The sequence below is a fragment of the Streptomyces sp. NRRL S-337 genome (assembly GCF_000720175.1).
GTDB classification, from domain to species: domain Bacteria; phylum Actinomycetota; class Actinomycetes; order Streptomycetales; family Streptomycetaceae; genus Streptomyces; species Streptomyces siderophoricus.
The window spans coordinates 1-24,167 of the sequence record NZ_JOIX01000051.1; the positions used below are offsets into that span (position 1 = coordinate 1).

The 24,167-nt window shown below is 71.2% G+C and carries 23 protein-coding genes and 1 pseudogene; 11 read left to right on the forward strand and 13 right to left on the reverse strand.

The genetic code is table 11. The annotated features are described in order from the left end of the window. Positions 1-177 precede the first annotated feature (177 nt). Positions 178-552, forward strand: a complete 375-nt coding sequence (locus tag IG62_RS0128230) for a VOC family protein (protein ID WP_030809245.1) — start codon at positions 178-180, stop codon at positions 550-552. 64 nt (positions 553-616) lie between these two features. On the opposite strand, the gene IG62_RS0128235 is transcribed toward IG62_RS0128230, so the two are convergent. The 3 genes from IG62_RS0128235 to IG62_RS0128245 all read right to left on the reverse strand — a co-directional run bounded on the left by IG62_RS0128235 (position 617) and on the right by IG62_RS0128245 (position 2,723). Beyond that, positions 617-1,609: an aldo/keto reductase gene (locus tag IG62_RS0128235; RefSeq protein WP_030809248.1), complete on the reverse strand. Its 993-nt coding sequence runs from the start codon at positions 1,607-1,609 to the stop codon at positions 617-619. A gap of 365 nt (positions 1,610-1,974) precedes the next feature. Next, positions 1,975-2,301 (reverse strand): winged helix-turn-helix domain-containing protein, encoded by a 327-nt coding sequence (locus tag IG62_RS0128240; protein ID WP_030809251.1) that lies wholly within the window; start codon positions 2,299-2,301, stop codon positions 1,975-1,977. Then, the gene (locus tag IG62_RS0128245) at positions 2,298-2,723 is read right to left on the reverse strand and encodes a hypothetical protein (RefSeq protein WP_030809254.1); all 426 of its coding nucleotides are present in this window, start codon (positions 2,721-2,723) and stop codon (positions 2,298-2,300) included. Before IG62_RS0128245 ends, IG62_RS0128240 begins: the two co-directional genes overlap by 4 nt. A 558-nt stretch (positions 2,724-3,281) precedes the next feature. On the opposite strand from IG62_RS0128245, the gene IG62_RS0128250 reads away from it, so the two are divergent. Both IG62_RS0128250 and IG62_RS0128255 read left to right on the forward strand, forming a co-directional pair. Next, complete coding sequence (locus IG62_RS0128250) at positions 3,282-4,094, forward strand: putative protein N(5)-glutamine methyltransferase (protein ID WP_030809257.1); 813 nt, start codon at positions 3,282-3,284, stop codon at positions 4,092-4,094. A gap of 95 nt (positions 4,095-4,189) precedes the next feature. Then, on the forward strand, positions 4,190-4,999 hold the full coding sequence (locus tag IG62_RS0128255; RefSeq protein WP_030809259.1) for a maleylpyruvate isomerase family mycothiol-dependent enzyme: 810 nt from the start codon (positions 4,190-4,192) through the stop codon (positions 4,997-4,999). Between the two features lie 93 nt (positions 5,000-5,092). Here IG62_RS0128255 and IG62_RS0128260 read toward each other — a convergent pair whose 3' ends face one another. The 6 genes from IG62_RS0128260 to IG62_RS0128285 all read right to left on the reverse strand — a co-directional run bounded on the left by IG62_RS0128260 (position 5,093) and on the right by IG62_RS0128285 (position 10,789). After that, on the reverse strand, positions 5,093-6,421 hold the full coding sequence (locus IG62_RS0128260) for a cytochrome P450 (RefSeq protein ID WP_078872294.1): 1,329 nt from the start codon (positions 6,419-6,421) through the stop codon (positions 5,093-5,095). 123 nt (positions 6,422-6,544) lie between these two features. Beyond that, on the reverse strand, positions 6,545-7,354 hold the full coding sequence (locus IG62_RS0128265; protein WP_030809266.1) for an ABC transporter permease: 810 nt from the start codon (positions 7,352-7,354) through the stop codon (positions 6,545-6,547). Beyond that, positions 7,351-8,526, reverse strand: a complete 1,176-nt coding sequence (locus tag IG62_RS0128270) for an ATP-binding cassette domain-containing protein (RefSeq protein WP_234326787.1) — start codon at positions 8,524-8,526, stop codon at positions 7,351-7,353. The genes IG62_RS0128265 and IG62_RS0128270 overlap by 4 nt, the downstream gene beginning before the upstream one ends. A 60-nt stretch (positions 8,527-8,586) precedes the next feature. After that, positions 8,587-9,429 carry a DUF4097 family beta strand repeat-containing protein gene (locus IG62_RS0128275; protein WP_030809271.1) on the reverse strand — a complete coding sequence of 281 codons (843 nt, stop codon included), beginning with the start codon at positions 9,427-9,429 and terminating at the stop codon, positions 8,587-8,589. 247 nt (positions 9,430-9,676) lie between these two features. Beyond that, positions 9,677-10,222, reverse strand: a complete 546-nt coding sequence (locus IG62_RS0128280) for a hypothetical protein (protein WP_030809272.1) — start codon at positions 10,220-10,222, stop codon at positions 9,677-9,679. 120 nt (positions 10,223-10,342) lie between these two features. Next, positions 10,343-10,789, reverse strand: coding sequence for a winged helix-turn-helix transcriptional regulator (locus IG62_RS0128285; protein ID WP_030809275.1), 447 nt, complete (start codon positions 10,787-10,789; stop codon positions 10,343-10,345). A 70-nt stretch (positions 10,790-10,859) separates the two neighbouring features. Between IG62_RS0128285 and IG62_RS0128290 the strand changes: the two genes are divergently transcribed. After that, complete coding sequence (locus IG62_RS0128290; protein ID WP_030809277.1) at positions 10,860-11,744, forward strand: NAD(P)H-binding protein; 885 nt, start codon at positions 10,860-10,862, stop codon at positions 11,742-11,744. Here IG62_RS0128290 and IG62_RS0128295 read toward each other — a convergent pair. Next, positions 11,741-12,805, reverse strand: coding sequence for a methyltransferase (locus IG62_RS0128295; protein ID WP_030809279.1), 1,065 nt, complete (start codon positions 12,803-12,805; stop codon positions 11,741-11,743). The genes IG62_RS0128290 and IG62_RS0128295 overlap by 4 nt on opposite strands. A gap of 315 nt (positions 12,806-13,120) precedes the next feature. Beyond that, positions 13,121-15,508, reverse strand: a complete 2,388-nt coding sequence (locus IG62_RS0128300; protein WP_030809281.1) for an ATP-binding cassette domain-containing protein — start codon at positions 15,506-15,508, stop codon at positions 13,121-13,123. 159 nt (positions 15,509-15,667) lie between these two features. Here IG62_RS0128300 and IG62_RS49135 point away from each other — a divergent pair. The 4 genes and pseudogenes from IG62_RS49135 to IG62_RS0128315 form a co-directional block, all read left to right on the forward strand. Continuing rightward, a pseudogene (locus IG62_RS49135) lies at positions 15,668-15,760 on the forward strand (VOC family protein); the annotation flags it as partial. 98 nt (positions 15,761-15,858) lie between these two features. After that, positions 15,859-16,302 carry a helix-turn-helix domain-containing protein gene (locus tag IG62_RS0128305; RefSeq protein WP_030415894.1) on the forward strand — a complete coding sequence of 148 codons (444 nt, stop codon included), beginning with the start codon at positions 15,859-15,861 and terminating at the stop codon, positions 16,300-16,302. A gap of 31 nt (positions 16,303-16,333) precedes the next feature. After that, positions 16,334-16,978: a hypothetical protein gene (locus IG62_RS0128310; RefSeq protein WP_030809283.1), complete on the forward strand. Its 645-nt coding sequence runs from the start codon at positions 16,334-16,336 to the stop codon at positions 16,976-16,978. Positions 16,979-17,168: 190 nt separating this feature from the next. After that, positions 17,169-17,516 (forward strand): DUF2516 family protein, encoded by a 348-nt coding sequence (locus IG62_RS0128315; RefSeq protein WP_030415896.1) that lies wholly within the window; start codon positions 17,169-17,171, stop codon positions 17,514-17,516. 51 nt (positions 17,517-17,567) lie between these two features. Here IG62_RS0128315 and IG62_RS0128320 read toward each other — a convergent pair whose 3' ends face one another. Together IG62_RS0128320 and IG62_RS0128325 are read right to left on the reverse strand one after the other, a co-directional pair. Continuing rightward, on the reverse strand, positions 17,568-18,956 hold the full coding sequence (locus tag IG62_RS0128320) for a PP2C family protein-serine/threonine phosphatase (RefSeq protein WP_030809284.1): 1,389 nt from the start codon (positions 18,954-18,956) through the stop codon (positions 17,568-17,570). A gap of 323 nt (positions 18,957-19,279) precedes the next feature. Further along, a complete protein-coding gene (locus tag IG62_RS0128325; RefSeq protein ID WP_078872296.1) occupies positions 19,280-20,467 on the reverse strand; it encodes a C40 family peptidase in 1,188 nt (395 codons plus the stop codon). A 345-nt stretch (positions 20,468-20,812) separates the two neighbouring features. On the opposite strand from IG62_RS0128325, the gene pstS reads away from it, so the two are divergent. The 3 genes from pstS to pstA all read left to right on the forward strand — a co-directional run bounded on the left by pstS (position 20,813) and on the right by pstA (position 24,144). Next, on the forward strand, positions 20,813-21,937 hold the full coding sequence (pstS, locus tag IG62_RS0128330; protein WP_030809287.1) for a phosphate ABC transporter substrate-binding protein PstS: 1,125 nt from the start codon (positions 20,813-20,815) through the stop codon (positions 21,935-21,937). Between the two features lie 135 nt (positions 21,938-22,072). Continuing rightward, complete coding sequence (gene pstC, locus IG62_RS0128335) at positions 22,073-23,065, forward strand: phosphate ABC transporter permease subunit PstC (RefSeq protein ID WP_030809290.1); 993 nt, start codon at positions 22,073-22,075, stop codon at positions 23,063-23,065. Next, the gene (pstA, locus tag IG62_RS0128340; RefSeq protein ID WP_030809294.1) at positions 23,062-24,144 is read left to right on the forward strand and encodes a phosphate ABC transporter permease PstA; all 1,083 of its coding nucleotides are present in this window, start codon (positions 23,062-23,064) and stop codon (positions 24,142-24,144) included. The genes pstC and pstA overlap by 4 nt, the downstream gene beginning before the upstream one ends. The last annotated feature ends 23 nt before the right edge of the window (positions 24,145-24,167 follow it).

The following is a 24,167-nucleotide window of genomic DNA, read 5'->3' on the forward strand; positions in this document are numbered from 1 at the left end:
CCGCCCCCTCCCATCCCCCCACCTCGGCCACAACGAACGCCCGACGAACGACACACCCGACACCAACGAGCAACCGCGTCCGGCACCGATGAACGATCGAGCCCGGCACCGGCGAACGATCGCGGCCGGCAGCGACGAGCGGCCTCGGTCGCTCGACCTCACCCTCAGGAGCTCCAGATGCCCGTGACCCTCAACCACACCATCGTTCCGGCCATCGACCACCGGGCGGCCGCTCGGCTCTTTGCGCAGGTCATGGGGCTGGCGGAGCTGCCGCCGGCCGGGCGGCTGGGGCACTTTGCGCCGGTTCGGGTCAACGAGACGCTCACTCTCGACTTCATGACCGTGCCGGACGCGGAAGGCCACCATCTCGCCTTCGACGTGGACCCCGAGACCTTCGACGGGATCCTTTCCCGCATCGAGGCGGCCGGCATTCCCTACGGCAACGGCCCCGCCACCCCGGACAACGGCCGGACCGACCACCCGCTCTGTCCTCGCGGCCTGTTCTTCGCCGACGACTCCGGCAACCTTTACGAGGTGATGTCGCCGGCGTAGACAGACTGCAGAAGCAGCCTGGAGAACCAGCCTGCGGAGCCAGACCGGGCCCGGCCCCGGCTGGTCAGCCGTCGACGAAGCTCAGGCTCACCTCGTCGTACCGGGTTCCGGCGACCTGGCCGGCCGGGGCCGCGGCGTCGATGGCGGCGAGGTCCTCGGCGGTCAGTTCGATGGCCAGCGCCCCGATGTTCTCCTCCAGGTACTTCTGCCGGCGGGTGCCGGGGATCGGCACCACGTCGTCCCCGCGGCGCTGCACCCACGCCAGCGCGAGCTGCCCGGCAGTGACTCCCTTCTGCTCGGCGAGTTCGTTCAGCTTCTCGACGATGGCCAGGTTGTGTTCCAGGTTGCCGTCGGCGAACCGCGGCTGGGTCCGGCGCACATCCGACTCGGCCAGCCCCTCGACACTGGTGTAGCGCCCCGTCAGGAACCCCCGCCCCAGCGGCGAGAAGGGCACCAGACCGATCCCGAGCTCCCGGCAGGCCGGCGCCACCTCCTGCTCCAGATCCCGGGTCCACAGCGACCACTCACTCTGCAGCGCGGCGATCGGGTGCACCGCATGCGCCCGGCGCAGCGTCGCCGCGCTCGCCTCGGACAGTCCGAGGTGGCGCACCTTGCCTGCCGCGACGAGCTCGGCCATCGCCCCGACGGTTTCCTCGATCGGCACCTGAGGGTCGACCCGGTGCTGGTAGTAGAGGTCGATGTGGTCGACCCCGAGCCGGCGCAGCGACGCGTCACATGCCTGGCGTACGTATGCCGCGTCGCCCCGGATCGCGGTCGGCTCGCCGAGCCGGTTGGCGAACCCGAACTTCGTCGCCAGCACGACCTCGTCCCGCCGTCCGGCGACGGCCCGGCCGATCAACTCCTCGTTGTGCCCCGCGCCGTAGAAGTCGGAGGTGTCCAGGAAGGTGACACCGAGGTCGAGCGCCCGGTTGATGGTGGCGATCGACTGCGCGTCGTCCGACTCCCCGTAACCGTGGCTCATCCCCATACAGCCGAGGCCCTGCGCGGACACCTCCAGCTCACCGAGCTTGCGCGGGGGAATGGTCGTCGTGGTCATAGTGCTGGTACCTCCTGGACGGGCTGGTCGTGCAAGCAATCGCGGTCTGGACCGTAGGAGTTGGAGTGCGCTCCAAGTCAACACGGCGCTGGGCCGGCCCATCGAGCTCGGTCGCGGCCCTCGCCCCCGTCCGAGTCCCCGGCCCCGGCCCGGTCGCGGTCTGCGCCCCACCCGAGTCTCCGGTTCCGGTCGCGGCCCCCGGCCCCCGGCCCCCGCCCGAGTCCCCGGTCCCGGTCCCGGTCCCGGTCCCGGTCCCGGTCCCGGTCACAGTCTCCGCCCCACCCGAGTCTGGCCCAGCGTTCATCACCCCTCGCCCGTCACCCGCCACCCGTCACCCGTCACCCGTCACCCGTCAGCCTCCCTCGTCAGCCGGTGCCCTCGGCTATTGCGCGCAGGGCCTGGCAGTGGGCGGCGAACGCGGCGCGGCCGTCTGGTGTCAGGGCGAGCCAGGTGCGCGGGCGCTTGCCGACGTACCCCTTGGTGACGGCGACATAGCCGGCCTTCTCCAAGGTGGAGACCTGGCGCGAGAGCACCGAGTCACTCACCTCGACGGTGTCGCGAACGAAGGCGAACTCGGCCTTGTCGGCGGGCGCCAGGGTCGCCACGATGGAGAAGCGGACGGGCGCGTGGATGACCTCGTCGAGCCCGTGCCGCGGATGAGCCCCCTGGGGCAACTGCCGCGAGGTGCTCACCGGCGGGCCTCCGCATATCCGCCTATCAGCCCCGGAAGGGCCACCAGCACTGCTCCTGCCACCCACCATGCCGTGACGCCCTGGAACCAGATCATGCCCGGCACCAGCACTGCGTTGTAGAGCAGGCCCCAGGCGATGATCAGGCCGGAGCGCCAGCGGTCGAAGCCGCGTCGGGCGACCCGCTGCCGGGCGGCGTACACCGACAGTCCGCCCACGGTGGCGCACCAGAAGATGCTGCTGAGCACCACTCCGTACGGCTGCCCCAGCAACCCGAGGGCCAGCACCATCACCCCGGATCCGCAGCCGTAGATCACCTGATAGCGGACGGACCACTTCGTGCTCGCCCGGACCGTACTGCTCAACTCCTGGGCGCGGGCCAGCGCGGCCGCCGCGTCCTCGGATGCGTATACCTGCTCCGACATGTCAGTCCCCCCTGACGTTCCCGTACTTCCCCGTTGGTCAGCCGTTGCTTCGTCACTGTGTTCTTCGCTGTTCGTCGTTGAGTCGTCTCCCCCGACGAAAGCTCTTCGGCTTCGTGGTTTTCAGCGTGCCAAGCACTTTCCATTCTGACAAGTACTTTCCTGAAAATCAGTTCGGACGGGTGACACCCGCTCACACGCCGTCAGGTACTCTGTGCCGTCCCAGCAGTGGAGCGACGAGGAGGTGAGACCGATACCCCGCCAGTCCAGGCAGGCGCGCCCGTCTCCCGTCCGCGTGGTCCACCGCCTCAGGTGACCTTCCGGCACAGGTGAGCCAGGCCCGCCCTCGGCGCCCCGAAAGGCTCACCTCTCATGCCGCCACAGCATCTGTCACGACCGTCCGGCCCTTCAGATACCTCCGGCTCCTCGGATAACTCCGCCCGGCCTTCAGGAACTTCAGGTTCTCCAGACCCTTCAGGTTTCTCTGGCTCCTCAGGCCCCTCAGACTCCTCACGAGCCTTGTCAGCACCCTTGTCGCATCCCACCCCCTCATCACAGGGCATGTGTCGCGGTTCGGCGTCGGACGTCGTCGCCAGGCTGCGGGCCGCCGGCTGTGTCTTCGCCGAGGACGAGGCGGTGCTGCTGTGCGACACCGCCCGTACGCCCGATGAACTCGCCGCCATGGTGGAACGTCGCGCCCTCGGCCAGCCCCTGGAACACGTCCTGGGCTGGGCGGAGTTCCGCGGGCTGCGGATCGCCGTCGACCCCGGTGTCTTCGTGCCGCGTCGCCGTACGGAGTTCCTCGTGGAGCAGGCGCTCGACCTGCGGCGCCCGTCCGTCGGCCTGGAGCCCGGGGCGCGCCGGCGGCCCACCGTGATCGTCGATCTGTGCTGCGGCACCGGAGCGGTGGGCGCCGCACTGGCCGCCGGTCTGGAGCGGGTCGAGCTGTACGCGGCCGACGTCGAGCCCGCAGCGGTGCGATGTGCCCGCCGCAACGTCGGGCCCCTCGGGGGCGAGGTCTACGAGGGCGACCTCTTCGGCCCGCTGCCACCGGGCCTCCGCGGCCGCGTCGACGTCCTGGTGGCCAACGTGCCCTACGTACCCACCGAAGAGGTGGCGCTGTTGCCCGCGGAGGCCCGTGAGTACGAGCCGCTGGTGGCGCTCGACGGCGGGGAGGACGGGCTCGACGTGCTGCGGCGGGTGACCGGGGCCGCCCCGCGGTGGCTGGCGCCCGGCGGGCATCTGCTGGTCGAGACGAGCGAACGGCAGGCGCCGTGGGCCGTAGAGGCGTTCACCGGTGCGGGGCTGCGCCCGCGGATCGCCCGCTCGGAGGAGCTGTACGCCACGGTGATCGTCGGGACGTGGCCGGGATAGCACCGCTCGGGGCAGGGGGCATTCTGGTGGGAAATCAGGTGGGGGGCGGTCCGGTGGCGTCCTATCGTGGCGCCATGCCTCCTTCGATGGCTTCGATGGCTGCGATGAGTTATGACCGGCACTGTTCCGAAATCGTCGCGCAGACCGCCCTGTTGGTGTCCCACGTCGAGGGTGCCGAGCTGTCCGCCCCCGTACCGGCCTGCCCCGGATGGAACCTCGTTCAGTTGCTGCGCCACCTCGGTGAAGCGCATCGCTGGGTGGAGACGATCGTCCGGACCCGGGCCAGCGGTCCGGTCTCCGAGGAGCGGATCAACAAGGTCTCCGACGCGACGGACCAGGACCCGGCCGAACTCGCCGCGTGGCTCACCGAAGGCGCCGGGCAACTGGCGGACGCGCTGCGGACAGCGGGGCCGGAGGCCGCGGTGTGGACCGTGGCCCCCGGCGGCACGCCGGTTTTCTGGGCCCGCCGTATGACCCACGAGACGGTGGTGCACCGCGCGGACGCGGCGTTCGCCGTCGGAGCGGACTTCACCGTGGACGACGAGGTCGCCATCGACGCCCTGGACGAGTGGATGAGCTTCGGCCACCTGCCCCCCGTGTTCGAGACCAGGCCCGACCTGCCCGCCCTCCTGGCCGGCGGCCGGACCCTGTGCTTCCGGGCCACCGACACTGCGCCCGAAGCCGGCGCAGAATGGCTGGTCGGTCTGGGCGGCGACACACTCGCCTCACGCCGTGGCGGCGGCCCGGCCACCGTCACCGCCCAAGGCCCCCTGGCCGACCTGCTGCTGTTCGTCTACGGCCGGCGGTTCGCCCCCGGGGGCGCCGGTGGCGGCGTCGAGGTCCTCGGCGATGAGGCGCTGCTCGACGCCTGGCTCGACGCCACCAGCTTCTGGCTCAAGGAGTGAGCCGTCAGCCGGACCGGGAGGGGCCCTGAGCCGGGCCCGGAGTGAGCCGTCAGCCGGACCAGGAGCGGGCAACGGGCCGGGGCGGGAGGCGGCTCAGTCCTCGTCCCAGGTGACCGGGAGCCGGTGCACGCCGTAGATGTTCGAGTCGGTGCGCAGCGGTACGTCCTCCGGTGGGACGGCCAGCCGCAGCGTCGGGAACCGGGTGAGCAGCGCCGGGAAGGCGACCCGCATCTCGACGCGGGCCAGCTGCTGGCCCAGGCACTGGTGGCTGCCGTGGCCGAAGCCCAGGTGCCCGGTCGCCTTCCGGCGCAGGTCAAGGGTGTCGGGGGCGGGGAACCGTGCCGGGTCCCGATTGGCGGCCTGGAGTGACAGGGTCACCGACTCACCGGCCCTGATCAGCTGCCCCGCCACCTCTACGTCCTCCAGGGCCGCGCGGAGCCCCATGTCGGCGATGCTCAGATAGCGCATCAGCTCCTCCACGGCCCGGTCGGCGAGTTCCGGGTCCCCGCGCAGCGCGGCGAGCTGTTCCGGGTGGGTCAGCAGGGCGAAGGTGCCGAGGGCGAGCATGTTGGCGGTGGTGTCGAGGCCGGCGCCCAACAGGAAGGTGCCGATGCCGGCGAGTTCCTCGTCGCTGAGTTCGCCGCTCCGTGCCAGGTCGCCGAGCAGATCGTCGGTGGGCCGATCCCGTTTGGCCACCACCAGCTCGTGCAGGATCTCCTGGATCGCCAGATAGGCCGCCGCCCGTTCCTCCTGGGTGACGCCGTGGTCGGTCACGAGGGCCGTATGCCGCTGGAAGACATCACGGTCGGCGGACGGCACCCCGAGCAGCTCGCAGATCATCAGAGCGGGAACGGGCTGCGCGAACGCCTCCACCAGGTCCAGCGGGCCGCCCCGGCGCTCCATGGCGTCCAGGTGCTCGGCGGTGATCTCCTCGACGCGGGCGGTGAGTTCGCGCATCCGGCGGACCGTGAACTTGCCCATCAGCAGCCGCCGGTAGCGGGTGTGCTCGGGTGCGTCGATCCCGGTGAGGTCGCCGACCGGGGCCGGGGGCAGCGACGGGGGCGCGCCCGGTATCGGCAGGTGCATGAGTTCGTAGCGGGAGCTGAAGCGCTGGTCGCCGAGGATCGCCCGGACCGCGGAGTGGCCGGTGGCCAGCCAGCCCTCGTGGCCGTCGGGGTAGCGCATCCGCCGCAGCGGCTGTTCTTCGCGCAGCCGGGCCAGTTCGGCGGGCGGGTCGAAGGGGCAGCCGGTGGGGCGGGTCAGGGGGAGGTCGGTGACGGGGGCGGTGACGGGGGCGGGTGCGGATGCCGGGGCCGGCGCCGGGTCGTGTGCCGGGACCAGTTCCGGTTCCCCGGCCGGTTCCTGTGCCGGTCGCTGCTCCGTTGTGGACCCGGTGGGGGCAGTCGGCGGTTCGTTACGCATGGGGCTTCGTCCTCCTGGGGTGAGTGGTGGTGTGCCGTAACGGGTGGTGCGATGCGGGGCGGTACACGGCGGTGCTCCGGGAGCTCTCGTGAGGTGAGGGGCCGCGGCAGGTGTCGCGGACGGCTAGCGTTCGACGCCGCGCTTGAAGGCCGTACGTGCCCACAGGTAGCCGACGAGGCTGAGACTGAGGCACCAGGCGACGGCGAGGTAGCCGCTGGTGCCGATCTCGGTGCCCATCAGCAGGCCGCGGAGGGTCTCGATGACCGGGGTGAACGGCTGGTACTCGGCGAACCAGCGCAGCCCCGCGGGCATCGACTCCGGCGGGACGATCGCGCTGCCGAGGAACGGCAGGAACGTCAGCGGCATGGGCATATTGCTCGCTGTTTCAGCATTTTTCGCCACCAGACCCATCGCCGCCGCCAGCCATGAGAGCGCAAGGGTGAGCAGCGCCAGGACGCCGGCCGCCGCCAGCCACTCCACCGGGGTGGCGTCGGGCCGGAAGCCCATCAGGAGAGCGACCCCGACCACCAGCGCGATGCTGACCATCGTCTGGATCACGCTGCCGACGACATGCCCGGTCAGGAACGAGGCCCGGGAGATCGCCATGGTCCGGAACCGGTTGACGATGCCTTCCGTCATGTCGACGCAGACGGAGACCGCGGTGACCACCGCCCCCGAGGTCGCCGCCATCAGGATGATGCCGGGCGCCACGTAGTCGATGTAATCGGTGGAACCGCTGGAACCAGTGGAACCGGTGGACGTGCCGCCGATACCGGCGCCGAGGGCGCCACCGAAGACGTAGTTGAACAGCAACAGCATCAGCACGGGCATCGCGACGACCGACACCGTCATGGACGGGTAGCGCAGGGCGTGCTTGAGGTTGCGCCGCAGCATCGTCGCGGAGTCCCGCGCGGCGTAGGACAGCGTGCTCATCGGGCTTGCTCCTTCGGGGAGTTGGCGTCGCGGCGGCCGTCCGCGGCGGGGCCGGTGAGGGCGAGGAAGACGTCGTCGAGATCGGGCATGTGCACGGTGAGCCGCTCCGCCTCGATCGCGGCGTCGTCCAGCGCGTCGAGCACGGAGCGCAGGGCGGGGACACTGCCGTCGCTGGGCAGGTCCAGGGTGAGCGCTTCGGCGTCCCGGCCGACGGAACCCGAACCGGAACCAGAACCGGAATGGGAAGAGGCTGAGGCAGAGGAAGCGGAAGAGGAAGAGGATGAGGGATCGAAGAGGGCGGCGGCCGCTTCGAGGCCGTGCGCGTCGGCGAACCGCAGGCGGATGTGACCGCCCGGGATGCGCCGCTTGAGCTCCTCCGCGGTGCCCTCGGCGACGATCTTCCCGCCGTCCAATACGGCGATCCGGTCGGCGAGTTGGTCGGCCTCCTCCAGGTACTGCGTGGTGAGGAAGATGGTGACGCCCTCGTCGGCGACCAGGCCGCGGATGATGTCCCACATGGTGCGCCGGCTGCGTGGGTCGAGGCCGGTGGTCGGCTCGTCGAGGAAGATGATCCGGGGGTTGCCGACCAGCGTCATCGCCAGGTCGAGCTTGCGGCGCATACCACCGGAGAAGGTGGCGACGGGCTTGCCGGCCGCCTCGGTCAGTTCGAAGCGGCGCAGCAGTTCGGCGGTGCGCCGGCGGCCTTCCCGGCGGTCGAGGTGGTGCAGGTCCGCCATGAGCAGCAGGTTCTCCCTGGCGGTGAGGAGATTGTCCACGGCCGAGAACTGGCCGGTGACGCCGATCGCGGCCCGTACGGCGTCGGCCGCGTCGCGCACGTCGTGTCCCGCGACGCGGGCCCGGCCGGCGTCTGCGGTGCGGAGGGTGGAGAGGATCTGGACGGTGGTGGTCTTGCCCGCGCCGTTGGGCCCGAGGAGCGCGAAGACGGTGCCCTCGGAAATGCGGAGGTCGATGCCGTCGAGGACGGTCTTGTCGCCGTACGACTTGGTGAGCCCAGCGGCGGTGATCGCGGCGGCGGTGGTCTCCGGGACGGGTGCCGTGGTCACCGGGGCGACGGATGCGGTCGCGGAGGACGGCACGGAGCCGGAGGTGCCGGAGGACGGCACGGTGCCGGAGGACGGCATCGGCGCGGAAGACGGGGTCGTGGACGTCATGTCACGTCACTTCCTTCTCTCTCTGTTCTGTTGTGGAGGACTTCGCCTTCGGCCTGGTGATCAGGCGCGGCGGATCTCGATGTTGCCGACGCCCGTGCGCGCACGGACCTCGACCGTTTCCTCGCCCGCGCCCGGGCCGTCGAACGGCGTGAGCGTGTTGCGCACCCCGCCCAGCCGCGTATGCACATCGAGCCAGGCGGCGGTGGCGGCGCGGATGCCCACCTCGATGTCGCCGGTGGCCGTCAGCAGGTTGGCCCGGCCCCGTACCAGTTCGCCGATGTGGATGCCCCCGTGGGCCGTCTTGGCCTCGACGCCGCCGTGTGCAACGCCCACGGAGAGCCGGCCGTTGGACGAGTTGGCCGTCAGGTCGCCGGTGACCTCCCCGATCGTGGTCGCGCCGTTGCCGTTCTTGACCGTCGCCGCGCCCTCGACCTCCCCCACCTCGATCCGGCCGGCCGCGATGACCTCGGCGTCCCCGGTCACCCGGCTCACATGGATGTCGCCGAGGTCGGTCCGCAGGGAAGCGGTGTGGGCCTCGTCGACGTGGACGTCACCGTAGGAGGTCTTGATCCGGCACTCCCCGAGGCGGCCGGTGCAGTGGAAGTCCCCCATGGGGGAGGTGCCGTGGACGTCCGACCCCGCGGGCAGCTCGATGCGTACGTCGAGCGAACCGCTCCGGCCGAACATGGAGCGCTTGCGCGGGCCCTTGACCTGCAGGGTTCCGCCCGCGCAGGTGACCTTGGTCTGCTCCGCGGCCCGTACGTCGGCGGCGGCGGCCGCGTCAGCGGGCAGCACCTCGATGACGGTGTCGGTGCGCTTGCCGGCGATGATCCGGACAGCCCCGATGTCGAACTCGACGGTGGCGGAGACCGGTTCGGGTGTCTCGAAGTCGAAATGAGGCATGACTGATCCGTCCTCTTGGCGTGAGCGTGATGGGTGTGGGCGTTGCAGGTGTGGGCGTCGTCCCGCGAACGTGCGGGACGGGGTGCGGCGACGTGCGGCGAGGTGCGGCGACGTGTGGGCAAGCGGTTCAGGGACGTACACCCGGCGTGGCGCCACAGTGGCGCCAGCGTGGCACCCGTCAAGGACAGCGGGCCATCAAGGGCCACTAAGGGCCGCAACGGGCCGCAACGGGCCGCCGAACGGCCGGCTAGCGGACCCAGCCGGTGTAGCCCTGGGAGCCCGAATGACGGCGGCGGGCGGCGGGGCGGCCGTGGTCGCCCGGCTCCAGCGCCGTGGCCGCGGCCCGCACCAGCCAGGCGTTGACCGAGAGCCCCTCCTGGCCGGCGGCGTCCTCGATCCGGGTCTTGAGGTGGGCGGGCAGCCGGAAGTTGATCCGTGCGGTGCCACCCTCCTCCGCCTCCGCGGGGGCCGCCGGCACCTGGGCCGGCGCCGCCAGGGTCCCGCCCGGCCCGCCTCCCCGCTCCTCGGCGTCCGCGTACGATTCCTGCCCCGGCGGCGGGGTCACCACGAACTCGGGGTCGAGCCCGCGCAGCCGTACGTCGACCGAGCCCGGCGCCAGATCACGGGTGACCTCGCCCATCGCCGCGGACAGCGCGTTGAGCAGGGTGAGCCGGGCGGCCGACTCCAACGGGGCGGTGAGCCGCTCGGCGAGGGCCCGGGCTTCGTCACCTCCGGCGTCCGCGGCGACCGCGAGCTCGTGCCGGAGATTGTCCACGTACGGCGTGAGATCCATGACGCCATCATGGCACCACTATGGCGCCACGGCAAGCTCCATGGCGCAACAGTGGCGCCATCACGGCGCCGACAGCGCCAACCAGCACCGACCAGCACCAACCGGTGCCACGATGACGCCTCAGCGATCCGCCTGTGCGGCGTCCCAGGCCGCCTGGGAGGCGGCGATGGCCGGGCGGTGGGCGATCGACCAGTCGGCGAGGGCCTTCACGAGGTGGGTGAGGCTGCGGCCCAGCTCCGTCAGCTCGTACTCGACCTGGGGCGGGACGGTGGGGTACACGGTCCGCTTGACCAGCCCGTCCCGCTCCAGGCGCCGGACGGTGAGGGTCAGCATGCGCTGCGAGATGTTGCCGGGGATGGCGCGCTGCAGCTCCTTGAACCGCTTGGTGCCGGGGGTGAGTTCCACCACCACGTAGACGGACCACTTGTCCCCGAGCCGGTCCAGCACGTCCCGGACACCGCACTCGTCCTGGGGCGTCTCACACACGATCACGGGCCCCACCGACCCCGATTCCGATTCCGATTCCGATTCCGCCGAGGTGGTTACCCCCGTGTGCCCTACTGACATCAAAGTGCCTCCTTACGCGCTGCAGTTGCCCTCTCGATGATGGGATCACACAGCTCAGGAGGGGGATCCCATGATTCTGATCACCGGCGCCAACGGCGCCCTCGGCCGGCTCGTCGCCGCGGAACTGGCCGACCGGGACGACGTCGTCCTCGGCACCCGCAACCCCGGCTCCGCGGCCCCCGGCTCTGCGGCCCCCGGGTCCGCCGACACCGGGTCCACTCACGCCCCCCGGCCGGCCCGACGCCGCATCGACTTCGACGATCCGTCCTCCCTCGACCTCACCGGCGTGGACACCCTGTTGCTCATCTCCGCCGGATACGGCGAGGACGACGTCGTCATCGCCCGTCACGACGCCGCGATCACGGCGGCCGAGAAGGCGGGCGTACGGCACCTCGTCTACACCAGCCTCAGCGGCGACGGCGACCACCTGGCCTACGCGCTGGCGCACCGCTGGACCGAACGCCGCCTCGCGCGCGGCCCGTTGGCGTGGACGGTGCTGCGCAACGGGCTCTACGCCGAGTTCCTCGCCACCATCGCCGCGCCGGGGCCCGACGGCACGATCGCGGCGCCGCTGGGCGCGGGCCGGCTGGCCGCGGTGGCCCGTGCCGACCTCGCGGCGGTGGCGGCGCGGGTGGCGGCCGAGCCGGAGCGGCACGCCGGGCGGGTGTACGAGCTGGTGGGCGAACGGGCGCTGGGCGGCGCCGAGTTGGCGGACGCGGTGGGCGGCTCGTACGAACCCGGCTCGCTCGGCGCGGCCCGGGAGGCGATCGCCGGGTCCGGCGGGGCCCTGCCGTACCAGGTGCCGATGCTGGTGGGCACGTACTCGGCGATCGCCGGCGGCTTCCTGGACGGCTCCGGCATCGAGGAGAACGCGCTGCGTACGCTCCTCGGCCGCGCCCCCCGCCCCGCCCTGGACGCCTACCGGACCGCGGTCTCCGCGCTCTCCGCTTCCTAGTCCGGCACCGCCTCGCCGGTGGCCTCGGCCTCGATGACGGAGGACATGGCGCGGGTCGCCAGGATGCGGCGGAGGCGGAAGCCGGAACGGGTGAGGAGGTCCTCGAACTCGGCGGCGGTGCGTTCGCGGCCCCGTACGACCATGAGCATGACGATGTCGAGGGCGAGGGCCGGGTGCGGGGAGCCGTCGGCGGGCAGGACCGCGTCGATGACGAGCAGCCGCGTGCCGGGTGTCACGGCCCGGCGGATGGTGCGCAGGATGCGCAGGCAGTCCTCGTCCGGCCAGTCGTGCAGGATGTTCTTGAGCAGGTAGAGGTCCCCGCCCTTCGGTACGGCGGTGAAGAAGTCGCCGCCTTCCGTGCGCCAGCGGCCGTCGAGTTCTTCGGTGTCGAGCAGGTGGTCGGCGACGGTCTCGGGGCGGTCGAAGAGGACGCCCCGCAGGCCCGGGGAGCGGGTGAGGGCCTCGCGGAGCAGGCCGCCCCGGCCGCCGCCGACGTCCACGACCGTGCCGCGGTCGGGGAACGGGTAGGCGCCGGCGATGTCCTCGTTCGCCTGGCCGGTGCGCGAGGTCATCGCGGCGTCGAAGAGGCGGCTCTTGTCGGGCGTGGCGGACAGGTGCGCGAAGAAGGGGACGCCGTAGGCGGTCTCGAAGCCGGGCTCCCCGGTTCTCAGGGTGTCGGGGATGTTCTCGGCGGACCGGCGGAACATCTCGTCGGTGAACAGCAGGGCGGTGGCGCGCTGGGAGCCGGGCACATCGGCGCGCAGGCCCGTACCGCTCTCCGTCAGGGCGAACGCCCCGTCCTCCTCGCGGAACAGCCCGCGGGTGGCGAGCATCCGCAGGATCCGGCGCAGGGGTACGGCCTGGGTGCCCGAGCGCTCGGCCAGGTCCTCGGCGGTCCGCGGGCCGTCGGCCAGGAGGTCCGCGATGCCGTGCACGATGACGGCGCGCACGGCGTCGGCGTATATGTGGCCGTACATCAGGTCCTGCAGCGGCGAGAAACGGGCGCCCGCGGCGGGGGCGTCCGGGCGGGTCTCCGGGGTGGTGTCAGGGGTGGTGGCCAAGGGTTCACTCCTGTTGTCGTGAGCTGTCGGCAGGTCTCCATTATCGAGCATTTGCCCAGGTCACGGGCGGTTTTGGAGACTTCGGGAAGCCGCGTACGACCGGCGGAGGGCCGCAGACGGACGCCGCTGCCCCGCCCCTCCCTCCCCGGGCCGCGAACCCACCAAGACCCCCTCCGCGCCTCCGCGCGGGCCGATTTTCCGGGCGCGCCACCATGACTTTTCGGACGCGCCACGGCGACGGCCCTGGCCACCTGTCCCGACCACCACCCCGGCCGTCGACCCAGCCGCCGCCCCTGCCACCGCCCCGCCCGCCGTTCAGCGCCCGACGTAGTCCGCGAGGTGTTCGCCGGTCAGGGTGGCGCGGCCCGCGACCAGCTCGGCCGGGGTGCCCTCGAAGACGATGCGGCCGCCGTCGTGGCCGGCGCCGGGGCCGAGGTCGATGATCCAGTCGGCGTGCGCCATGACCGCCTGGTGGTGCTCGATGACGATGACCGACTTGCCGGAGTCGACGAGCCGGTCGAGCAGGCCGAGGAGCTGCTCGACGTCGGCGAGGTGGAGGCCGGCGGTCGGCTCGTCGAGGACGTAGACGCCGCCCTTCTCGGCCATGTGCGTGGCCAGTTTGAGCCGCTGCCGTTCGCCGCCGGAGAGGGTGGTGAGCGGCTGGCCGAGGGTGAGGTAGCCGAGGCCGACGTCGGACAGCCGGCGCAGGATCCGGTGGGCGGCGGGCGTGCGGGCCTCACCGTCGGCGAAGAACTCCTCGGCCTCGGTCACCGGCATCGCGAGCACCTCGCTGATGTCGCGGCCGCCGAGGTGGTAGTCGAGGACCGCCGCGTCGAACCGCTTGCCCTCGCAGTCCTCGCAGGGGGTGGCGACGCCGGCCATCATCGCCAGGTCGGTGTAGAGGACGCCGGTGCCGTTGCACGTCGGGCAGGCACCCTCGGAATTGGCGCTGAACAGCGCCGGCTTGACGCCGTTGGCCTTGGCGAACGCCTTGCGGATCGGGTCGAGCAGCCCGGTGTACGTCGCCGGGTTGCTGCGCCGGGAGCCGCGGATCGGCGTCTGGTCCACCGCCACCACGCCCTCCGCGGCCGGGATCGAGCCGTGCACCAGGGAGCTCTTGCCGGAGCCCGCGACGCCGGTGATCACGCAGAGCACGCCGAGCGGGAGGTCCACGTCGACGTCCCGCAGGTTGTTCGCCGTCGCGCCGCGGATCTCCAGGGTGCCGGTGGGCTCGCGGACCGAGTCCTTGAGGGTGGCGCGGTCGTCGAGGTGGCGTCCGGTGACGGTGTCGCTGCCGCGCAGCCCGTCGAGGGTGCCCTCGAAGCAGACGGTGCCGCCCGCCGTGCCGGCGCCGGGACCGAGGTCCACGACGTGGTCGGCGATCGCGATCACCTCCGGCTTGTGCTCCACGACGAGCACCGTGTTGCCCTTGTCCCGCAGCCGCAGGAGCAGGCCGTTCATCCGCTGGATGTCGTGCGGGTGCAGGCCCGCGGTCGGCTCGTCGAAGACGTACGTGACGTCGGTGAGCGAGGAGCCGAGGTGGCGGATCATCTTGACGCGCTGCGCCTCGCCGCCGGAGAGGGTGCCCGCGGGGCGGTCGAGCGAGAGGTAGCCGAGGCCGATCTCGACGAACGAGTCGAGGGTCTGCTGCAGCGCGGTGAGCAGCGGTGCCACCGACGGCTCAGTGATCCCGCGCACCCAGTCGGCCAGGTCCCGGATCTCCATCCGGCAAGCGTCCGCGATGGAGAGCTTCTTGATCTTGGCGGACCTGGCGTGCGCGGCGAGCCGGGTGCCGTCGCACTCGGGGCAGGTGGCGAAGGTGACCGCCCGCTCCACGAAGGCCCGGATGTGCGGCTGCATCGCCTCCTTGTCCTTGGACAGCATCGACTTCTGGAGGCGCGGGATCAGGCCCTCGTAGGTCATGTTGATGCCCGCGATCTTCATCCGGGTCGGCTCGCGGTGCAGCAGGTCGTGCAGTTCCCTCTTGGTGAACGTGCGGATCGGCTTGTCCGGGTCGAAGAAGCCGGACTCCGCGTACAGCCGGGAGTTCCAGCCGCCGCCGGTGTAGCCGGGGACGGTGAACGCGCCCTCGTTGATCGACTTGCTGTCGTCGTAGAGCTGGGTGAGGTCGAGGTCGGAGACCGATCCGCGGCCCTCGCAGCGCGGGCACATACCGCCGACCCTGTTGAACGTGACCTTCTCCGCCTTCTTGGCGCCGCGCTCCACCTTGATCGCACCGGACGCGCTGACCGAGGGCACGTTGAAGGCGAACGCGCCGGGCGGGCCGACGTACGGCCGGCCGAGCCGGCTGAAGAGGATCCGCAGCATCGCGTTGGCGTCGGTGGCGGTGCCGACCGTGGAGCGGGGGTCGCCGCCCATCCGCTGCTGGTCGACGGCGATCGCGGTGGTCAGCCCGTCGAGGACGTCGACCTCGGGCCGGGCCAGGTTCGGCATGAAGCCCTGCACGAAGGCGCTGTACGTCTCGTTGATCAGCCGCTGCGACTCGGCGGCGATGGTGTCGAACACCAGCGAGCTCTTGCCCGAGCCGGAGACGCCGGTGAACACCGTCAGCCGGCGCTTCGGTATCTCGATGCTGACGTCCTTGAGGTTGTTCACGCGTGCGCCGTGCACGCGGATCCACTCGTGGCGGTCGGCAACGTGCGGCGCCGGCGACTGCGCGTCCGCTCTCGGGGCCATGCTCATCGGTGTCTCCATCTGCTGGAACTGCGGAACTGCGGCTGCGGAACTGCGTCTGCGGTACTGCGGCAACCGCGACCTGCAGCTCACGCTACGGGCGGGTGGCAGGCCACGCTTCTTCTTTCCTGACCGGTTTCGTGGCCCTCGGCCCGGAGGTGCGATGCCATGCCGTTGCAGAGGAAGTTGTGCGCGATCACCCTCGACCGTCCCGATCCGCTGGCTCTGGCGGCGTTCTCCCAGCAGGCCACCGGACTCGAAGCACGGTTGCCGGAGCTGGGTGGGGGAAGCCGGTGTACGCGTACCACTTTTGCTAGCGCTTGCTTGCAATAGTTAGCACGGCAAGGCACCATCGACGTATGGCATCACTCAACGTCGGCAATCTCGGCGAGTTCCTGCGGGAGCAGCGGCGCACCGCGCAGCTGAGCCTGCGGCAGCTCGCGGATGCCGCCGGGGTGTCCAATCCGTACCTCAGCCAGATCGAGCGCGGCCTGCGCAAGCCCAGTGCGGAGATCCTCCAGCAGCTGGCCAAGGCGCTGCGGATATCCGCGGAGACGCTGTACGTCCAGGCCGGAATCCTGGATGAGCGGCGCGGTCTGGACGGGGTCGAGGTGCAGACCGCGATACTCACCGACCCGGCGCTGAACGAGAGACAGAAGCAGGTCCTGCTGCAGATCTACGAGTCCTTCCGCAAGGAGAACGGACTGGTCAGCCGCGAGGACCGGGCAGCGGGCGGCCATGCGGACGGACGCGAGGCGGACGCCCATGAGACCGAGGCCGACGACGGCCCGCACGCCACCTGAGCAACCGATTCGTTCCAGGAGGAACCACGTCATGGCCATCAACACCGATGAGCTCCGCAAGGTCCTGACCGACGCAACCCCGCTCTACGCCGTGGCCGGCACCATCGATCTGGCCGCCGAGAAGCTCGGCGAGGTGCCGCAGCTGGTGGAGCGGCTCAAGGCCGAGGCGCCCAAGCGCTTCGATTCCGTCCGCAGCACCGATCCCAAGGAGGTCCAGGCGCTGGTCACCAAGCAGGCCAAGGACGCGCAGGAGAAGCTGGCCGAGCTGCTGGAGTCGCTCGACGGCGACTTCAAGAAGTTCCGCGACCAGGCGCAGGAGCTGGCGCTGCAGGGCGTCGGGCGGGTCGCCGAGACCGCGGTGAAGGCCCGGGAGGGCTACGAGGAGCTGGCCGAGCGCGGCCGGGGCGCGGTGGCGACCTGGCGCGGCGAGGTGGCCAACCGCACCGAGGACGTCGCGGTGGCGATCGAGCCGGAGCCGGCCCCCAAGTCCGCCGCCAAGAGCGGCCCCGCGAAGACCGGCACGGCCAACGGCTCCAAGACCACGGGCAAGGCCACCCCGTCGGCCAAGACGACCACCTCGGCCCAGACCAAGCCGGCCGCGGCGAAGAAGCCGGTCGCGCAGCGCAAGCCGGCGCCGGCTCCGGTGAAGAAGAGCACCCCGCCGTCCGCGAAGTGAGCGCACGGCCGCGCACCACGCGCTGAGGCGCGGATCACGGCCGGGCCGGGCACACCTGGCGTGCCCGGCCCGTTGTGCGGGTACGGTGGGGCGGCACGGGCGGCAGCCAGCAGCCCCCTGGCCCCGAGGGCCGGGCAGCGGAAACCACACTGCACCAGACCACACGGCAGGCGAACGGGCGGAGGACGGCGTGCTGATCTACGGGTTCCAGTCGATTCTGAGCTGGGCGCAGCTCGCCCTGGGCATCTATGCCGCCGTGATGCTGATCGACGCCGCGGTGCGCCGCGAGGACGCCTACCGCGCGGCGAGCAAGCAGACCAAGGGCATGTGGCTGATCTTCCTGGCGATCGCCACGGCCCTGCTGTTCATCCTGCCGGTGATGTCGTTCCTGCCGATCATCGGCGTGATCGCGGTGATCGTCTACACCGTCGACGTCCGGCCGGCGCTGCGTGCGGTCTCGGGCGGCGGCGGCCGCGGGCCGCGGCGCGGCGGTTCCAGCTCGGACGGGCCGTACGGGCCGTTCAACGGCGGGCGCTGAGCCCCGGGGCCCCCGGAGTCCTTCGTTCGGAAAGCCCCCCGGCCCCGCCGCTCAGCGGCGGTCCAGCAGCAGCACGGCCACGTCGTCCGTCAGCTCGCCGCCGTTGAGGTCGCGTACCTCCCGGACGGCCGCGTCCAGCAGGGCGTCGCCCTGGAGGCCGGACTCCATCTGCCGGCCGACGAGCTCCGCCATGCCTTCCTGGCCGAGCCGCTGGTTGCCCTCGCCGATCCGGCCCTCGATCAGGCCGTCGGTGTACATCATCAGGCTCCAGGAGCCGCCCAGCTCGACCTGACGGCGCGGCCAGCGGGCCTCCGGCAGCAGGCCGAGCGCCGGGCCGCCGCATTCGTACGGCAGCAGCTGCGGGCGCTCGCCGGCCCGGGCCAGCAGCGGCGCGGGGTGGCCGGCCAGGCACAGCCCGGCGCGGCGGCCGTCCGCGGAGATGTCGACGGTGCACAGCGTCGCGAAGATCTCGTCGTCCGCGCGCTCGTGCTCCAGCACCTTCTGGAGGGTGGCGAGCAGCTCGTCGCCGCACAGCCCGGCGAAGGTCAGCGCGCGCCAGGCGATCCGCAGCTCGACGCCGAGGGCGGCCTCGTCCGGGCCGTGGCCGCAGACGTCGCCGATCATGGCGTGCACGGTGCCGTCGGCGGTGCGCACGGTGTCGTAGAAGTCGCCGCCGAGCAGCGCGCGGCTGCGGCCGGGGCGGTAGCAGGCGGCGAACCGCAGGTCGGAGCCGTCCAGCAGCGGAGTGGGCAGCAGGCCGCGTTCCAGCCGGGCGTTCTCCTGGGCGAGCATCCGCGACTCGGTGAGCTGGCGCTGGGCGAGGTCGGCGCGTTTGCGTTCGACGGCGTAGCGCACGGCGCGGCTGAGGACCGCACCGTCCAGTTCGTCGCGGAAGAGGTAGTCCTGGGCGCCGACGCGCACGGCGTCGGCGGCGCGCTCGGCGTCCGTCTCGTAGGTGAGGACGAGGACAGCGTGCGAGGGGGCCATCCGCAGGACGTCGTGCAGCATGCCCAGGGCGTCGCCAGGGGCGCTGCCGGGGGCGCTGCCGGGGGCGGTGCCGCGCTCGCCCGCGGTGCGGTCGGCGGGTTCGGCCGGCGGCAGGTCGAGCAGGATGCAGTGCACGTCGTCGGTGAGCAGCCGCTCGGCCTCGGTGAGGTTACGGGCGGTGCGCAGCCGTACCTTGCGGCCGGCCCAGTCCCACATCTCGGGGACGTGGCTGTTGGGGTCCTCGCCGATGAGGAGCAGGGTCAGGCCCTGGTGCGCGGGACTGTGATCGGCCGAAAGTCGCTGTTCGATTTCCGGGGCGTCGGGGCCCCGGTCCGTCGCGTCCCCCGCGCCCGGCGCGCCGGCGACCCGCGCGGTCCGCGCGCAGGCGTCGTCCACCGGTCCTGCCTGGTGCGGCAGCACGACCGTCCGCTGGTGCGGTACGGGTACGGGCATCGGTCTGCTTCCTTCCCTCCCCCCGAGGGGTGCATGGGCGCCGACCGGCGCACCACGGTGCCGGCTCCGCTCCGCTCGTCGGTCGATCGAACGGGCACGCACCGGCACTGAGAGGCGACCATAGCGCCAGAACGGAGCGGTATGGAATGGCCGTCGGCAATCGGCCATCGTCATATGCCGCGGCCGATAAGGCATTTGACCTGGGCCGGGGGGAATGCGGAATGACGAATATCACCCCGCTTGAGTGCAATCGGCGACAAGCCGACAACTCTCGGAGAGGAAACAATCCGGTCATTTATCGCGGACGTGATCCGCGTCATGTGCTACCGGTCACCGTCCGGCCGGACCACCCCGAGGATCGGCATCGAGCCGGCACCCGTGATCGTCACCTGCCGGCCGGGCCGCGGGGCGTGCACGATCGCGCCGTCACCGAGATACATCCCGACATGGCTGGCATCGGAGAAGTAAATGATCAGATCGCCCGGCCGCATGTCCCGGACGGCGACGTGCGGCAGCTGCCGCCACTGCTCCTGCGAGGTCCGCGGAATCGTCCGCCCGCCGTGCTCCCAGGACCGCAGGGTGAGCCCGGAGCAGTCGAAGGTGTCCGGGCCCTCGGCGCCCCACACGTAATCCTTGCCGAGTTGTGCGGTGGCGTAGGAAATCGCCTTTCGGCCGGCCGCCGACGCTTTGTTGCTGATCTCGTCCAGTACGCCCGAGTCGAGCCACTTCTGCTGCTCCCGGAAGGCCGCTTCGTCCTCCAGCTTCTGCAGCCGGGCCTTTTCCTTCGCAGCCAGCCGGGATTCCAGCTTCTTTGCCGCGTCGATCTTTTTCTCGATGTCCTTGCGGGCGCTTTCCTTCTTCTTGCGGTTCGCCTCCAGCCGTTCCCAGCGGTCGGTCGCGGCATGGGAATAGTTCTGCAAATCGCCCTGGAGTCGGCCGAGTTGAGTGATCACGCGTTTGGCGGCCAGCTGGCCCTTCCGGGCCAGGGTGGCGTTGTCGAGGAACGCTTCCGGGTCGGCGTTGAGCATCAGTTTCGCCTCGGCCGGCAGCCCGCCGCCGCGGTACTGCGCGCTGGCCAGGGCGCCCGCCTGCCGCTTGAGGGCGGCCAGGTCGTGCTGGGTGCGGTCGATGGTGCGGGCCAGCTTGACGATCTCCTTCTGCTGGCGTTCGACCTGTTCCTTGGCAGCGTTGTAGGCGTCGGTGGCCTGCTCGGCCTTGCGGTAGAGGGCGTCGATCTTCTTGCGCACGTCGTCGAGGTGGCGGGCGCCGGCTTCCGCGTCGTCCGGGGCCTTCGAGGCCCGCCCGGAGCCCGTCGGCGGGTCCTTCGGGTCGGCGGCGTACGCGGTGGACGCCGTGGCGCCCAGCAGCCCCGTGGCGCACAGGACGACGGCGGTGCACACCGCCAGCCGGCGGCCCGTGCCGGCCGGCCCGATCGCTTCGCCCCCTATGCCCCGTTCGCGCCGTTCACCCCGTACCTCCCGAACGCCCTGCCGTGCCCCCTGGCTCCCCACCAGCCACCTCCGGTCGTTCCGCACCGATTCGCGTCAACTCTCCGGCGCGGATGCTGCCATACCGGCCGGTAATTCAACAGAGCGACGGGCCCTTTAGTACGGGTGCGCGAGCACTTCTTTCCACGCACCCAGCCGATGGCCGAGGTTCACCGTGCGTTCACTCTCCTCCATCGGCCGCTTCACTTGATCTGCCTAATTTCGGCCGTACCGAGTGCGCGTCACGCCCGGAAGGCAAGCGCGACACGGCGCAGGACAAGCCTCAACCGCACCCCCACGGCGGTCACCACACAGCTCACCACCTCGCACGCCGACGATGCGGCGCGCCCCAGGAAGGAATTCCCGACAGTGAAGCTTCAGCGCAAGAACCGGGTTCGCGCCCTCGCCGTTGGCGCTCTCGCCGTCTCCGGTGCCCTGGCCCTGACGGCGTGCGGCTCCGACGACACCACCGGCGGCAGCGGTGGCAGCGGTTCCGCCAAGTCCGCGAACATCAAGTGCGAGGGCAAGGGCAAGCTGCTCGCGTCCGGCTCGTCCGCGCAGAAGAACGCCATGGACGTCTGGGTGCAGAACTACTCGGGCTCCTGCAAGGACACCGAGATCAACTACCAGCCGACCGGCTCCGGCGCCGGCGTGACCACCTTCCTGCAGGGCCAGACCGCCTTCGCAGGCTCCGACTCGGCCCTCAAGCCCGAAGAGGTCACCAAGTCCAAGCAGGTCTGCAAGGGCGGCCAGGCCGTCGACCTGCCCATGGTCGGCGGCCCGATCGCGGTCGGCTACAACGTCCCCGGCGTGGACAACCTGGTCCTGGACGCCCCGACCCTCGCGAAGATCTTCGACTCGAAGATCACCAAGTGGAACGACGCCGCGATCAAGAAGCTGAACCCGGGCGCCAAGCTGCCGGACCTGAAGATCCAGGCCTTCCACCGCTCCGACGACTCGGGCACCACCGACAACTTCACCAAGTACCTCAAGGGCGCAGCCCCCGGCGACTGGAAGCACGAGCCGGCGAAGAAGTGGGAGGGCACCGGCGGCCAGGCGGCGTCCGGCTCGGCCGGCGTCTCCTCGCAGGTCAAGCAGACCAGCGGCGCGATCTCCTACTTCGAGCTGTCCTACGCGACCTCCGGCAAGATCCCCACGGTCAAGCTGAACACCGGCGCGAAGGCCCCGGTCGAGGCCACGGTCGACAACGCCTCCAAGGCCATCTCCGAGGCCAAGCAGGTCGGCAAGGGCAACGACCTGGCCCTGCAGCTCAACTACACCACCAAGGCCGAGGGCGCCTACCCGATCACCCTGGTGACGTACGAGATCGCCTGCGACAAGGGCAACAAGGCCGAGACCCTGCCGGCCACCAAGTCCTTCCTGACCTACGTCTCCAGCACGGACGGCCAGAACGCGCTGAAGGCCCTCGGCTACGCCCCGCTCCCCACCGAGATCGCCGACAAGGTCCGCGCGACCGTCAAGACGCTCTCCTGACCAACCCCGGGTGGCGGCCCGACCGTCGCCACACGACCCGAGGGGCCCTTTGACCAGGGCCCCTTCCGGGCCGCCGCCCGTCCGGTGCACCGCCGCACCTGGAGTCCCCCGCGGACTCCGCAGACCGGAGAATCCATGACTGCTTCTTCCATAGCCGACAACCCGCCACCACCCCAGGACGTGCGTTCCCCCGTCTCGGGCAAGGCGGTCCGCCCCGGCGACCGGATCTTCCTCGGGCTCTCCCGGGGCTCCGGCATCGCCCTGCTGGTGATCATGGCCGCCATCGCGGTCTTCCTCACCTACCGGTCCGTGCTCGCCATCTCCGGCGACAAGGCCGACTTCCTCACCACGTTCGACTGGAACGCCACCGGCACCGAGCCCAAGTTCGGCATCGCGGTGCTCGCCTTCGGCACGGTCGTCAGCTCGGTCATCGCCATGCTGATCGCGGTCCCGGTCGCCGTCGGCATCGCACTGTTCATCTCGCACTACGCCCCGCGCAGGCTGGCCTCGCCGCTCGGCTACGTCATCGACCTGCTCGCCGCGGTGCCCAGCATCGTCTACGGCCTGTGGGGCGCGCTGTTCCTCGTCCCGCACCTGTCCGGCCTCTACAGCTGGCTGGACGACTACCTCGGCTGGACCGGGATCTTCAGCTACTCCCAGGGCGCCGCCCGCTCGCTGTTCACCGTCGGCATCCTGCTCGCGATCATGATCCTGCCGATCGTGACCAGCGTCAGCCGCGAGGTGTTCCTGCAGGTCCCGCGGATGCACGAGGAGGCCGCGCTGGCCCTCGGCGCCACCCGCTGGGAAGTCATCCGGATGTCCGTGCTCCCCTTCGGCCGCTCCGGCGTCATCAGCGCCTCCATGCTCGGCCTCGGCCGCGCGCTCGGCGAGACCATGGCCGTCGCCACGGTCCTCTCGCCCAGCTTCCTGATCAGCGCCAGCCTGCTCGACCCGGGCGGCGGCACGTTCGCGCAGAACATCGCCAGCAAGTTCAGCGAGGCCGACCAGTTCGGCCAGGACGCCCTGATCGCCTCCGGCCTCGTCCTCTTCGTGATCACGCTGCTCGTCAACGGCGCGGCCCGCCTGATCATCGCCCGCCGCAAGGAGTACTCGGGAGCCGCCGCATGAGTGTCGTGACGGACCGCCGGACGGTCGCCAATGGGCGCAACCCGCTCCCGGTCTCCCTCAAGCAGGCCCGGCTGCCCCGCTGGACCCCGCCGGTGCTCGCGCTGGTCGCGGTCGGTGCGGGCTGCGGCATCGGGCTGGCCGCCGGACTGGACAGCACCATCCAGTGGGGCCTGATCGCCGCCCTGCTGTTCATCGCCGGCAGTTTCGTGCTGTCCGCGGCCGTCGAGGGCGTCCGGCAGGCCAAGGACCGGCTGGCCACCAGCCTGGTCTGGGTCGCCTTCCTGCTCGCCGTCGTCCCGCTGGCCTCCCTGCTGTGGGAGACCGTCGCCCGCGGCAGCAAGGTCCTGGACGGCTACTTCCTGTCGCACTCGATGGGCACCCTGCCGGACGCCATGCCCGGCGGCGGCATCTACCACGCGATCATCGGCACCCTGGAGCAGGTCGGCCTGGCCACCCTGATCGCCGCGCCGGTCGGTCTGCTCACCGCGATCTACCTCGTCGAGTACGGCCGCGGCCGGCTCGCGAAGGCCGTCACCTTCTTCGTCGACGTGATGACCGGCATCCCGTCGATCGTCGCCGGCCTGTTCGTCCTGTCCGTGTGGATCCTGATCCTCGGCTTCGGCCCGTCCGGTTTCGCCGGGTCGATGGCACTGGCCATCCTGATGATGCCGGTCGTGGTCCGCTCCACCGAGGAGATGCTCAAGCTCGTCCCCAACGAGCTGCGCGAGGCCTCGCTGGCCCTGGGCGTCCCGAAGTGGCGCACCATCCTCAAGGTCGTCCTGCCGACGTCGATCGGCGGCATCACCACCGGCGTGATGCTCGCCATCGCCCGCATCACCGGTGAGACCGCCCCGGTCCTGCTCCTGGTGTGGGGCGCGAAGACGATCAACAACAACCCCTTCGAAGACGCCCAGCAGTCGCTCCCGCTGTACGTGTTCCAGCAGTGGCAGCAGGGCTCCGAGGCCTCCTACGACCGCGCCTGGGCCGCGGCACTGGTCCTCATCGCCTTCGTCATGATCCTCAACCTGGTGGCCCGCGGCATCGCCCGCTGGAAGGCCCCCCAGCACGCCGGTCGCTGACGCGGCCAAGACAGCGACCAGAC

Bases quoted from the DNA above. Each gene is read 5' to 3' on its own strand.
- IG62_RS0128230 (WP_030809245.1), top strand. From the start codon at position 178: ATGCCCGTGACCCTCAACCACACCATCGTTCCGGCCATCGACCACCGG.
- IG62_RS0128235 (WP_030809248.1), bottom strand. From the start codon at position 1,609: ATGACCACGACGACCATTCCCCCGCGCAAGCTCGGTGAGCTGGAGGTG.
- IG62_RS0128245 (WP_030809254.1), bottom strand. From the start codon at position 2,723: ATGTCGGAGCAGGTATACGCATCCGAGGACGCGGCGGCCGCGCTGGCC.
- IG62_RS0128250 (WP_030809257.1), top strand. From the start codon at position 3,282: ATGTGTCGCGGTTCGGCGTCGGACGTCGTCGCCAGGCTGCGGGCCGCC.
- IG62_RS0128255 (WP_030809259.1), top strand. From the start codon at position 4,190: ATGGCTGCGATGAGTTATGACCGGCACTGTTCCGAAATCGTCGCGCAG.
- IG62_RS0128260 (WP_078872294.1), bottom strand. From the start codon at position 6,421: ATGCGTAACGAACCGCCGACTGCCCCCACCGGGTCCACAACGGAGCAG.
- IG62_RS0128265 (WP_030809266.1), bottom strand. From the start codon at position 7,354: ATGAGCACGCTGTCCTACGCCGCGCGGGACTCCGCGACGATGCTGCGG.
- IG62_RS0128270 (WP_234326787.1), bottom strand. From the start codon at position 8,526: ATGACGTCCACGACCCCGTCTTCCGCGCCGATGCCGTCCTCCGGCACC.
- IG62_RS0128275 (WP_030809271.1), bottom strand. From the start codon at position 9,429: ATGCCTCATTTCGACTTCGAGACACCCGAACCGGTCTCCGCCACCGTC.
- IG62_RS0128280 (WP_030809272.1), bottom strand. From the start codon at position 10,222: ATGGATCTCACGCCGTACGTGGACAATCTCCGGCACGAGCTCGCGGTC.
- IG62_RS0128285 (WP_030809275.1), bottom strand. From the start codon at position 10,789: ATGTCAGTAGGGCACACGGGGGTAACCACCTCGGCGGAATCGGAATCG.
- IG62_RS0128290 (WP_030809277.1), top strand. From the start codon at position 10,860: ATGATTCTGATCACCGGCGCCAACGGCGCCCTCGGCCGGCTCGTCGCC.
- IG62_RS0128300 (WP_030809281.1), bottom strand. From the start codon at position 15,508: ATGAGCATGGCCCCGAGAGCGGACGCGCAGTCGCCGGCGCCGCACGTT.
- IG62_RS0128305 (WP_030415894.1), top strand. From the start codon at position 15,859: ATGGCATCACTCAACGTCGGCAATCTCGGCGAGTTCCTGCGGGAGCAG.
- IG62_RS0128310 (WP_030809283.1), top strand. From the start codon at position 16,334: ATGGCCATCAACACCGATGAGCTCCGCAAGGTCCTGACCGACGCAACC.
- IG62_RS0128320 (WP_030809284.1), bottom strand. From the start codon at position 18,956: ATGCCCGTACCCGTACCGCACCAGCGGACGGTCGTGCTGCCGCACCAG.
- pstC (WP_030809290.1), top strand. From the start codon at position 22,073: ATGACTGCTTCTTCCATAGCCGACAACCCGCCACCACCCCAGGACGTG.
- pstA (WP_030809294.1), top strand. From the start codon at position 23,062: ATGAGTGTCGTGACGGACCGCCGGACGGTCGCCAATGGGCGCAACCCG.